Source organism: Mesorhizobium sanjuanii (assembly GCF_002529485.1).
GTDB classification, from domain to species: Bacteria; Pseudomonadota; Alphaproteobacteria; order Rhizobiales; family Rhizobiaceae; genus Mesorhizobium; species Mesorhizobium sanjuanii.
The window spans coordinates 25472-37161 of sequence record NZ_NWQG01000038.1 but is presented as its reverse complement, the minus strand read 5'-3'; the positions used below and the strand labels follow the sequence as shown (position 1 = coordinate 37161).

The window sequence follows — 11690 nt, the reverse complement described above, 5'->3', positions numbered from 1 at the left end:
TTTCCGGCTGGCGGTCCTTCCGGTGACAATCCCGCCACTTCGGGAGCGACCCGAAGATATTGCCTGGCTCCTCGACAGGTTCCTCGAAAACGCGGTCAGTCGTTCGGATGTGCGCATTCGAGGGTTCAGCGCGCTGGCAGAGGAGGCCGCCCTTGCCCATCCCTGGCCAGGTAATGTTCGGGAGCTCAGAAACCGCGTGGAACGCGCCGTGGCCCTCTCGACCAGTGAATGGATTATGCCCTGCGACCTGTTCCCCGACAGCGCGGCCAGGACCGTCAGCGCATCTTTCGCGCCGCTCGCCGATGTCCGCGACGCCGCCGAGCGCCGCCAGATCGAGCGCGCCCTCGAAGAGACTGGCGGACAGATCGCCAAGGCGGCCGGCCTTCTTGCCATATCCAGGACGACGCTGTGGGAAAAGATGACCCGCTTTGGCCTTGTAGAAGGGCCGCGTTCGGAAAGCTGAACCTTCGGCGCTGCAACATGTTCGGAATTCCGAACGTCGCGCCCGGTCATCCGGGTGGTTTAATGCACTTTTCCTAATGAAATGGGCGACCCGCTCGTTTGGCATGGGTGTTGCTATACTCCTGGCGGAGAAGACTTTGCCAAAGGGAGGAATGCATGGATCGCTGCAACAAGCTGGTCGACGTCGGCCGCCGTCAATTTCTGAGGGGAGGGGCATTTGCCGCCGCGGGGATGGCCACGGCAGTGGCCTTGCCCGCGCAATCTCAGGCCAAGGCCGCACCGGGTCTCGCCCTGGTCGAATATCCTTCGAACAAGTTGGCCAACGTTGCCGACCTGAAGGTCAACGAACCCCTGGAGGTCAACTATCCAGACGAGAACGCGCCCGGCGTGTTGCTGAAGCTTGGCACCAAGGTGGAAGGTGGCGCCGGTGCCGACGGCGACATCGTCGGGTTCTCGACTGTGTGCCCGCACAAGGGATTCCCGCTCAACTACAACGCCGAGGATCACTCCTTCAATTGTCCCGGCCACTACTCGCGTTTTGACGCGGATGCTGGCGGGCAGCAGATCTGGGGGCAGTCGACGGCCAATCTTCCCCAATACGCGCTGCGCATCGACGCCAAGGGCGACATCTATGCCGAGGGGCTCGACGAACTCCTCTACGGCCGCCTGAGCAACGTACTTTAAGGGAGGATCGGATCATGGCTTACAAACGTCACATTGACCGTCTGCCTATCATTCCGGCCGACGCCAAGAAGCACAACGTCACCTGCCACTATTGCATCGTCGGCTGCGGCTATCATGCCTACACCTGGCCAACCAACAAGCAGGGCGGCACCGATGCCGCATCGAACGCCTTCGGCGTTGATCTCTCTCAGCAGCAAGCTGCCGAGACGGACGCCTGGTACGCGCCCTCCATGTACAATGTGGTCAAGCAGAACGGCCAGGACGTCCACATCGTCATCAAGCCCGACCATGACTGCGAGGTGAATTCCGGCCTCGGCTCGGTGCGCGGCGCGCGCATGGCTGAAAACCGCTTCAGCGCCACGCGCGGAACACAGCAGCAGCGGCTGACCTCGCCGATGGTCTGGCGATATGGCCAGATGCAGCCGACCTCCTGGGACGACGCGCTCGACCTCGTCGCACGGGTGACGGCCGCCGTGGTCAAGGAGCAGGGTGAAGACGATCTGTTCGTCTCCATGTTCGACCATGGCGGCTCGGCCGGCGGCTACGAGAACACCTGGGGCACTGGGAAGCTGTATTTCGGCTCGATGAAGATCAAGAATGTCCGCATCCACAACCGTCCGGCCTACAATTCCGAAGTCCACGCCACCCGCGACATGGGCGTTGGGGAACTGAACAACTGCTACGAGGACGCCGAACTGGCCGACACGATCATGGCTGTTGGCACCAACCCGCTCGAAACCCAGACCAACTATTTTCTCAATCACTGGATACCTAATCTGCGGGGTTCGACACTCGACAAGAAGAAGGCGCAAATGCCCGACGAGCCGCACGCAGCGGCGAGGATCATCATCGTCGATCCGCGTCGCACGGTCACGGTAAACGCTTGCGAGGCGGAAGCCGGGAAGGACAATGTCCTTCATCTCGGCCTCAATTCGGGAACGGACCTTGCGCTCTTCAACGCGCTGTTCACCTACATCTCCGACAAGGGATGGACGGACAACGACTTCATCAAGAACAGCACCGTTCAACAAGGCACGCAGCGGCCAGCGCTCTACCCCGCACGCGGCGAGGCTGATGGCAAACCCGGTCACCTGACCAACTATTCGGGCGCGGTGGAAGGCTGCAAACTCTCGATCGACGAGGCTGCCAAGATCACCGGCCTGAAGCCAGAGGATATCGTCAAGGCGGCCGAATGGATCGCCATGCCCAAGGAGGGTGGCAAGCGGCGGCGCACGATGATCGGCTACGAAAAGGGCTTGATCTGGGGCAACGACAACTATCGGACCAACGGTGCCCTTGTGAACATCGCACTGGCGACGGGCAACATCGGACGCGAAGGCGGCGGCGTTGTTCGCCTGGGCGGACATCAGGAAGGCTACGTCCGTCCGTCCGACGCGCATGTCGGAAGACCCGCGGCCTATGTCGACAAGCTGCTGATCGAAGGCAAGGGCGGCGTCCACCACATCTGGGCCTGCGACCACTACAAGACGACCCTGAACGCCCATCAATTCAACATGGTCTACAAGAAGCGCACCGACATCGTGAAGGATGCGATGAACGCCGTGCCCTATGGCGACCGCGATGGAATGGTCAAGGCGATCACAGCCGCGATCAAGGCCGGAGGTCTGTTCTCGGTCGACGTCGACATCATCCCCTCGAAGATCGGTGCGGCGAGCCATGTCTGGCTGCCGGCGGCGGAGTCCGGTGAGATGAACCTCACCTCCATGAACGGCGAGCGCCGTATGAGGCTCGTCGAGCGCTATATGGACCCGCCTGGCAACGCCAAGCCCGATTGCCTGATCGCGGCCGGACTAGCTCAGCACCTGGAAAAGGTGCTGCGCGACATGGGCGACGCCAAATATGCGGACCAGTTCAAGGGCTTCGACTGGAAGACGGAAGAAGACGCCTTCATGGACGGTTATCATCAGAACGCCGGCGGTGGCGAGCATGTGACCTACGAGCGCTTGAAAGCCATGGGCAACAACGGCTTCCAGGAGCCGGCCACGGCCTTTGCGGACGGCAAGATCGTCGGCACGAAGCGCCTTTACGCGGATGGCGTGTTTTCCGGCGAGGGCGGCAAGGCCCACTTCATGGACGCTCCATGGCGCGGCTTCCAAGCGCCCGGCAAGGACGCGCAGAAGGCGAAGTTCAAATATCTGATCAACAACGGGCGGGCTAACCTCATTTGGCAAAATGCCTTCCTTGATCAGGCCAACGACTTCGTCATGGACCGCATGCCGTTCCCCTACATCCAGGTCAACCCGGACGACATGGCCGAACTGGGGGTCAAGGCCGGTGACCTGGTCGAGGTCTTCAACGACGACGGCTCGACCCAGGCGATGGTCTATCCGACACCAACCGCCAGGAAGGGTGAGACCTTCATGCTGTTTGCCTTCCCGACCGGCGTGATGGGCAATGTCATCAACGACGGCGTCAACGAACTGGTGATACCAAACTACAAGCAGACATGGGCGGATATCCGAAAGATTTCGGATGCGCCGGAAGCTGTGAAGCACCTGACCTTCAAGTCGTTGGAGTATCAGACGCCATAGAGTTCAGCACCCCTCCGCCGCGGGCCTGGCGTTCGCATGCCCGCGGCTGATTTCCTTGGGACTCGTCAATTTTCCAAAAGGGAGAAACTGAGTGAAGTGCGAAAGCATTCTCGTTGTCGTCTGCGTTCTGACTGCGTTTGTCACCACGGCCAACGCGCAGGACGTTGAAGCAGGCAAGACGGTTTTCAAGAAATGTGCAGTCTGCCACGCGGCCGACAGCACGACGAACAAGGTGGGTCCCCATCTTGGCGGTCTGATCGGAAGGACTGCCGGGGATGTCACTGGGTTCACCTATTCGAAAGCAATGAAAGACGCCGGCGCTGGCGACCTGGTATGGAACGAGGACACGCTTGCCAAGTATCTCGTCGACCCAAAAGCAATGGTTCCGGGAACGAAAATGGCTTTCGCTGGGCTGAAAAAGCCGGAGGACATTCAAAATGTCATCGCCTATTTGAAGAGCATCCCAAAGTAGGGCCTCATGAAAGCCGCGATCGCTACGACAGAACGAGACCTGTCAGGCAGGTTGCTGAAGGCAGGGCGATTTCCGTCGATATTGCCACCGCCAAGGCCGTTGCGATTGCAAGGAGCGTGCGAGAAACCAAAGCCATTCCGCTGATGGCGGCTGCGGGCCGGCAGGCGCGCATTCCCGGGCAACCATCCACTACCCGAACGCAGCGGCTCATATACCAGCGTGGCGATCCTGTGGTCGGCGGCGGCCCGCGCGACCTGAAGGCCATCTCGCCTCGCGCCGCCAACATCCTGCTTCACAACATCTATGGTTCGCCAGGCCCGAGCGCGGCGTCTGTGCGCTTACCGAAATTGACCCTGCGGCCTCAGCGCTGGCCCACGGCCGGCTCCATGACGAAGCGGTTGTCACTTGCCGTCGAAGGATTGTTGAAGGAAGCGAAACGTGACAGCCTCTTGCGGACGGCGAGGATCGCCTCGGCGACAGAGGCCGGGCAATCGAATAAATGGTGACCTCTATGGAGTCCCGAGGAAGATGAAGGTGATTTCCGCCATCGTGCTCATGACCTGCAGCCTGATGACAGGTTGCGCGTCGCCTTTGCGCGCATCGGTTGACGCCGCGAAATACGACACGATGAGTTGCGTCGAACTCAACCTAGCAATGGGCACCGTCGCCAGCGAGATCTCGCAGACGGCGATCGCCCGGGGCAAGGTTGCTCATGCGAATATCCCGACCTGGCTATGGGGCGGCCAGCGCGTCGCTTCCACCGTCGCTGCCCGCGAAAGCGCGAAGATCGAGCGGTTGCGGCAGCAGCAGGCTGCGATTGCAGCAGCCAGAAGCAGGAAATGTTGATTGCGCCGAGGCGCGGCGTTTGCCCGAGGTATCAACCCAGCTTTGCGTTCCCCAGTCGTCAGGCAGCTAACAGGCGCGTAACTGAAGATCCGGGGGTCTATCCATTGTAGAGTTCTTCTGCGCGGTCAGGATCGGCCTGATGAAGACTCGCGTCTTTTCGGGAGCAGGAAACCATCCCTTAGCAACTCCAAGGCGTCGAGCGCTTCCTCATCCTGCAAATTGGTCAGAGGCACTTCGTCCACGAAGACAACCGTCTCGTCGTCTATGTCGTAGACTTCCCAAAGCCCGTCCTTGATTCTCCGAATGGCATGTCGGCGCTCCATAAGCGAAAGCTAATTGAGTCTCGAAAATAGTGGGTGGAAAAAATCGAACAACGCCGACATTAGCGGTGGAAAACTTGGGAGCGCTCTCACGCGAGGTGGTTTGAGGACGTTCCTGGAAAGTGCGGCGGCCCAGCGGCTTGGTAGATTACTGGCAGCGGTAGGCCGCTGGGCCTGACCAGCGGCCATGGGGGAGGCTCTCGCCGGCTGACGAATACATGCGCTCAAGCCGATTCGAGCGAAACATGCGAATGAATTATGACAGGGCCTAAATTCTTCGGCACGGCGCGTTTCTCGCTGCGCAGCCAAATGTGTCCGAAAATGGGGGTGCTCGAATGGATCGATAGATCTGGCACGGCGGCAAAACGCCGGGCAGGCAAACAAGCAGCCGGCATTTGTCCCGATCTGGAGCCACTCCGATCCGGATCCATCAATGCGGTGGATCGCAATTTCAAACCCTGTGCTGCGGCAAGGTGATCCCAGTTTTGGGGTTGGCCACAGCATTCCTGTTGCACTTTCGACAATCGCCGCCACCAAACGGTTACAAGAGAGGGCCATGCTGGCTTGTCTTAACCAGGAGGTAACCATGACCTTGACGTACAAGGCGGTTCAGGAAGTGCTCCGAAAAGCCGGCATTGTCATGAGCAAGAAGGGAGGAGTTCACCGCATAAACTTCTTCAGCGGTCTGGAAGAAACCGCCTACTACACGACAGATCTTCAGGATGTCCTTGACAAAGGCTTGGTGATGGCGAGCGGAAGGCCGCGATCAAGCGGCTACCTCAGGTCGGTCGAAGAGCGGCGGATGGCGGCGAGGGCGCATCTGGCAAGTGTGCCCCCGCTGATGCGCCTCGTGGTAAATCGCGAAGGCAGGATCGCCGACTGATCCCGAGGCCGAGAAGAATTATGGGCGGATACCGCGAGCGCGGTGTCGTTGCGAATTGAAGCAACGATTCCGACAACGAAAGTTCGCCGCCGACGTAAAGTTTTCAAAGATGTATGTGGTTTCGGCTAGCTATCTGGTACGCCCAAGGGGAATCGAACCCCTGTTACCGCCGTGAAAGGGCGGTGTCCTGACCGCTAGACGATGGGCGCGCTCAGATGTGAGCGGTTTATAGTTGCGTTGTTTGAAACCGGCAACCCGTATGCCGCCGCCTGCGACAACTTTTTTCGATGGCAGCAAACCCCCCGATTTCGCGGCGTTATCACGGTTGCGCGCCGCATCGCATGTTTGTCTACGCGAACGGCCCCCCTCGGATTTCTTTAAACCGGAAAAGAACTAGCCGCGCCGGCGGCAGCGCCAGTTCCAGTCGCGCTCCGGGCCGACGTCGACGTGAACGGATTCAGTATGGCAGTAGGTGCCGACGCCGCCACGGCCGGGCATGGTGCGGATATAGTTCGCCAGATCCCATTTCGAAACGCCTGGAACCTGGATGTCGGCGGCGGCGCAATACATGTGCAGCGAATTCTTGGCGCCATTGGCGCGGCGGTTGCGGGCCGGGTCGCGATAGCCCGAGCTGACGACCATCTTCCTGCCGTAGTGACCCTCGATCGTCTTCAGCACCCGGACCAGCGACGGCTTCAGGCAGGCGACGTCCACGCTCTCGTTCTGCTTGAGAAGGCCGTTGGGCGCTAGCCGGGCAAGACCGGCGGCGGACGCCACCTGATAGGAGCCGCCCGAACCTCCGTCCTCGTTGAGATCGACGTCGCTCTCGTCGTCGATGCCGGATTTGCGCTTGATCTCGAACAACGCCGTCTGGCGCACGCCGGGCAAGGCATCGGCACCGGTGATGTGGTTGCTATCGTCGCCGAAGGCAGCCAGTTGCACCGGTTTTTCGGCCGCAGTGGCCGAGGCCAACGTGACGGTCGGCTTTGCCGGTGGCGGCGTCGCGGCCTTGGGCTGCACGGTGGCGGCGTGTGCGACAGCGGGTTGCTCGCCTGACCGTGCATTGAGCACCCGAGACGGGGCGGCGGAGGCGGGCGTGGCGCTGAAGAATGAGGCAAGGAAGCTTTTCTTCGGCGCTTGCGGCTGCGGCTCGCCGGCGGTCACATAGACTGGATTGTCCATGACCGGAGCGGCACCTTCCGGCTTCGGCGTGGCGGCGCCCGCATCGGCCGTCTGTGACTTCTTCACAGCGGCGCCAGCCTGTTCAGCCGTCTGCCCGGATTGCTCCAGTGGCTGCGGCGTGTGGCCTGCAATCGTCTCGGCGTCAGCGGGAATAGCCACCGGGAAGCCGGCGTCGGGCTTGGCCCCCGGCCTGGTCACTGGCACATAGGCCACCTGTTCGGGAAGGGCCGCGTCGCCCTCGGCCGTAGTCGTCATTTGTGAAGTCGTCACCTGCGACGACGAATCGACAGCGGCGACCTGGTTGGCGCCGGAAGCGGTGCTGATATCGGCTGATGTCGCGTTGTAGCCCGGCATGCCAACGGACAAAGTAGGGTCACCGGCGGAGGTGCAGGACGCCAGGAGCACGGAAAAAAGCGCTGCCACAATAGCGCGGCTTTCTCCCTTCGCGAGGCGCGATCCTACTGATTTCAAAATAAAATTCCCCCTCGATGTCCGACCGGTACGTCATTGGCGCGACGTCTGGATGTCTCGCCTAAATGCTCCTTGTTTCCCCGACCGGAAACGAGACCTGTGTCAAATCCGCAAGCCTGAAGGTAATTCGACGGCAAGAGCTGAATCAGAGCCGCTTGAGGGTTGACGACACCATTTCGTCCTCTTTTGGCGGCGCGTCAACTCACCACACATTACAGAAGGTTACACACGCACCCTGACATAGGTGCCGGGAGCATCGCCCAAGGTTTTCATATGCTTGCCGGGTTTGCGGGCGGGAACTCTGGTGTTGTCCCGGGCCTCGATCCAGCGTTGCCAGTGCGGCCACCAGGAACCGGGATGGTCAGTGGCCTTGGCGACCCACTGGTCAAAGTCACCGGTTGGCTTGCCGCCCGTCCAGTAGTGATATTTCTGCGCCGCCGGCGGGTTGACGACGCCGGCGATATGGCCGGAGCCGGCCATGACATACTCGACCTCGCCGCCGAAATATCGCGAGCCGAGGAATACCGAGAGCGCTGGCGCGATGTGATCTTCCTTCGAAGCGAGATTGTAGACCGGGATGGTGATGTCCCCGAGCGAGATCATGCGGCCGGCCAGTTCCATCATGCCTTGCGACAGATTGTTCTCGAGATAGCAGTTGCGCAGGTAGAAGGAATGGTTGGCGGCGCCCATCCGGGTCGAATCGGCGTTCCAGTAGAGCAGGTCGAAGGGCAGGGGATCCTTGCCCCGCATATAATTGTTGACGACATAGGGCCAGATCAGGTCGCCCGAGCGCAGCATGTTGAAGGCAGTCGCCATCTTGGTGCCGTCGAGATAGCCCTTCTCGCTCATCGATTTCTCGACGGCCGCGACCTGCTCCTCGTCAACGAATACTTTCAGGTCGCCGGCATGGGTGAAGTCGACCTGCGTGGTAAAGAAGGTGGCCGATTTGATGCGGTCGTCGCCTTCCTGCGCCATCAGTGCGAGAGCTGCCGCCAGCAGCGTGCCGCCGACGCAATAGCCGATGGCGTTGACGTCTCTCTCGCCGGTGGCCTTTTCGACCATGTCGAGGCCGTATTGCAGGCCCTCCCTGATATAGGCCTCCCAGCTCTTGGCGCCGTGCCGCTCATCCGGGTTGATCCAGGAGATGACGAAAACGGTGTGACCCTGTTCGACCGCCCAGCGGATGAAGGATTTTTGCGGGTTGAGATCGAGAATGTAGAACTTGTTGATCCATGGCGGGCAGATCAAAAGCGGTCGCTTGAGCACGGTCTCGGTCACCGGGTCGTATTGCAGGATCTCGGCGACATCGCTGCGGCCCACCACCTTGCCGGGCGTCGTGGCGAGGTTCTTGCCGATCTCGAAGGGCGAGTAGTCGGCCTGCCTCAGTTTCAGGTCGCCCTTGCCGGCGGCGATGTCCTCGGCCAGCATCTTCATGCCGCGCACCAGGTTTTCACCATTCGAGGCGATGGTCTCGCGAAACAGTTCCGGATTGGTCAGGATGAAATTCGACGGCGAGATGGCGTTGGACACCTGCTTGACGTAGAAACTGGCCTTGTGGCGGGTGTGCTCGTCCAGGCCATCCGCGTGCTCGACCAGTTCGGTCGCCCAGCGTGAGGTGACGAGATAGGCCTGCTTCAAAAAATCGAAAAAAGCGTTGCGGCCCCACTCCGGATCCTGGAAACGCTTGTCGCCACGCTCGGGCTTGACCGCGTCGTCGGTATCCTGGCCGTCGGCGCTGATGCGCTGGATGGCATTGGCCCAGACAGTCATGTAGCCGGAAAACAGCCGCGTCTGCGCTTCCAGCGCCCGCTGCGGGTCGGAAAGCCAGTATTCGCTGAGCTTGGAGAAGGTTTTTACCATGTCGACGACCGGCTCGGCGACATGATCGCGCACATCGCCCTTTTCGCGCGGCTCGGCCCAGGCGGAAGCTGCCTTGCCGGCCTGCTCGATCATGCGCGCCATGTTCAAGGCGAAGCGTTCCGGGTCCTTCACCAGATATTGCTCAACGGTCGAGCGCTCGTCATCTTCCGCTTTGCCCGAATCGGGTGTTTTGGACATGGTGCCGGGGTTCCTCCCGAAGCGTTTTCTTGACATATTATCATGGGACATCCGGCAGGGTCCAACGCGCTCTACCCCGGATGCCAAGGAAACAATATGACAATTAATATTGGCGAAACTGTTTTTTCCGGCACCGGTCGTTTTTGCCGCATCGGCGTCGCGGTCGTCTTGCTGGCGATCGCTGGCTGTTCGAGCACCAATATCGAGGGCGCCACGCCGGTTGCGACCGCCGAAGGGCCGAAGGACACCGGCACCTATCCGAACCTCAACGTTCCGCCGCAAGTGGCGGCCGAGCAATTCACCGAAGCGGAAAAGAACGCCAAGCTCGCCCAGTTGAAGGCTGACGAGCAGGGGCAGGGCTCGAAGGGCGGCGCGGTCAAGGTGACCAATCCAGCGACGCTGAACGCGCTGGCAAAGCAGCATGGGCCAGATACGCTGAAGCAGATCGGAGCCAATTGCGACCCCGCTCTCGACCCTGACTGCAAATAGGCCTATATCGCGCCACCGAAAACGGTCTTTGCCAATTGTCTGGAACTGCCATGGAAGAATTTCACAAGGTCCGCCGGCTTCCGCCTTATGTTTTCGAGCAGGTCAACCGGCTGAAGGCCAGCGCCCGTTCGCGCGGCGCCGACATCATCGACCTTGGCATGGGCAATCCGGACCTGCCGACGCCCAAGGCCATCGTCGACAAATTGTGCGAGGTCGTGCGCGATCCGCGCACGCATCGCTATTCGTCGTCGCGCGGCATTCCGGGCCTGCGTCGCGCCCAGGCCAATTACTATGCCCGCCGTTTCGGCGTGAAGCTCGACCCGGACAGCCAAGTGGTGGCGACGTTGGGGTCGAAGGAAGGCTTCGCCAATATGGCGCAGGCGATCACCGCGCCTGGCGACGTGATCCTGTGCCCCAATCCGACCTATCCGATCCACGCTTTCGGCTTCATCATGTCGGGCGGCGTCATCCGCTCGCTGCAGGTCGAGCCGGATGACGGCTTCATTCCGGCGCTCGAACGCGGCATCCGCCATTCGATCCCTAAGCCGCTGGCGCTGATCCTCAATTATCCTTCGAACCCGACAGCGCTGGTCGCCTCGCTCGATTTCTACAAGGACGTCGTCGCCTTCGCCAAGAAGAACGACATCATCATCCTGTCGGACCTTGCCTATTCGGAAATCTATTTTGACGGCAATCCGCCGCCCTCGGTGCTGCAGGTGCCGGGCGCGATCGAGGTGGCGGTCGAATTCACCTCGATGTCGAAGACCTTTTCCATGCCCGGCTGGCGCATGGGGTTCGCGGTCGGCAACGAACGGCTGATCTCGGCGCTGACGCGTGTAAAATCCTATCTCGACTACGGCGCGTTCACGCCGATCCAGGTGGCGGCGGCGCATGCGCTGAACGGCGACGGTGCCGACATCGCCGAGGTGCGCGACATCTATCACAAGCGCCGCGACGTCATGGTCGACGCCTTCAGCCGGGCCGGCTGGACCATTCCGGCACCGGCGGCGTCGATGTTCGCCTGGGCGCCGATACCCGAACCGTTTCGTCATCTCGGCTCGCTTGAATTCTCCAAGCTTCTGATCGAACACGCCGATGTGGCGGTGGCGCCGGGTGTCGGCTTCGGCGAGCATGGCGACGATCATGTGCGCATCGCGCTGGTCGAGAACGAGCACCGGATCCGCCAGGCGGCGCGCAACATCAAGCGCTTCCTGGCGTCCAGCGCCAAGCAGCCGAACAATGTGGTGCCGCTCGCCGCGCATCGCTGAGTT

Annotated in this window: 11 protein-coding genes and 1 tRNA gene; 9 read left to right on the top strand and 3 right to left on the bottom strand. The window is 61.0% G+C overall.

The window, feature by feature from the left end; genetic code table 11:
* From CN311_RS07080 to CN311_RS07045, 7 genes are all read left to right on the top strand, one after another.
* The coding region (locus CN311_RS07080) for an AAA-type ATPase lid domain-containing protein (protein WP_280954026.1) at positions 1 to 463 on the top strand (463 nt) is incomplete at its 5' end.
* Between the two features lie 155 nt (positions 464 to 618).
* Positions 619 to 1146, top strand: a complete 528-nt coding sequence (locus CN311_RS07075) for an arsenate reductase (azurin) small subunit (protein WP_097572613.1) — start codon at positions 619 to 621, stop codon at positions 1144 to 1146.
* A gap of 14 nt (positions 1147 to 1160) precedes the next feature.
* On the top strand, positions 1161 to 3698 hold the full coding sequence (locus tag CN311_RS07070) for an arsenate reductase (azurin) large subunit (protein WP_097572612.1): 2538 nt from the start codon (positions 1161 to 1163) through the stop codon (positions 3696 to 3698).
* A 91-nt stretch (positions 3699 to 3789) separates the two neighbouring features.
* Positions 3790 to 4170, top strand: coding sequence for a c-type cytochrome (locus tag CN311_RS07065; RefSeq protein ID WP_097572611.1), 381 nt, complete (start codon positions 3790 to 3792; stop codon positions 4168 to 4170).
* Between the two features lie 116 nt (positions 4171 to 4286).
* On the top strand, positions 4287 to 4676 hold the full coding sequence (locus tag CN311_RS32500; RefSeq protein WP_165779619.1) for a hypothetical protein: 390 nt from the start codon (positions 4287 to 4289) through the stop codon (positions 4674 to 4676).
* A gap of 22 nt (positions 4677 to 4698) precedes the next feature.
* A complete protein-coding gene (locus tag CN311_RS07055) occupies positions 4699 to 5016 on the top strand; it encodes a hypothetical protein (RefSeq protein WP_097572609.1) in 318 nt (105 codons plus the stop codon).
* 753 nt (positions 5017 to 5769) lie between these two features.
* Positions 5770 to 6219: a hypothetical protein gene (locus CN311_RS07045; protein ID WP_245440761.1), complete on the top strand. Its 450-nt coding sequence runs from the start codon at positions 5770 to 5772 to the stop codon at positions 6217 to 6219.
* A 134-nt stretch (positions 6220 to 6353) separates the two neighbouring features.
* Here the strand turns inward: CN311_RS07045 and CN311_RS07040 are convergent.
* The 3 genes from CN311_RS07040 to phaC form a co-directional block, all read right to left on the bottom strand.
* Positions 6354 to 6428, bottom strand: a tRNA-Glu gene (locus CN311_RS07040).
* A gap of 184 nt (positions 6429 to 6612) precedes the next feature.
* Positions 6613 to 7755, bottom strand: coding sequence for a YcbK family protein (locus tag CN311_RS07035; RefSeq protein ID WP_245440760.1), 1143 nt, complete (start codon positions 7753 to 7755; stop codon positions 6613 to 6615).
* A gap of 339 nt (positions 7756 to 8094) precedes the next feature.
* Positions 8095 to 9930: a class I poly(R)-hydroxyalkanoic acid synthase gene (gene phaC / locus CN311_RS07030; protein ID WP_097572606.1), complete on the bottom strand. Its 1836-nt coding sequence runs from the start codon at positions 9928 to 9930 to the stop codon at positions 8095 to 8097.
* 96 nt (positions 9931 to 10026) lie between these two features.
* On the opposite strand from phaC, the gene CN311_RS07025 reads away from it, so the two are divergent.
* Positions 10027 to 10419 (top strand): hypothetical protein, encoded by a 393-nt coding sequence (locus CN311_RS07025; protein ID WP_097572605.1) that lies wholly within the window; start codon positions 10027 to 10029, stop codon positions 10417 to 10419.
* A gap of 50 nt (positions 10420 to 10469) precedes the next feature.
* Positions 10470 to 11687, top strand: coding sequence for an LL-diaminopimelate aminotransferase (locus tag CN311_RS07020; RefSeq protein WP_097572604.1), 1218 nt, complete (start codon positions 10470 to 10472; stop codon positions 11685 to 11687).
* The last annotated feature ends 3 nt before the right edge of the window (positions 11688 to 11690 follow it).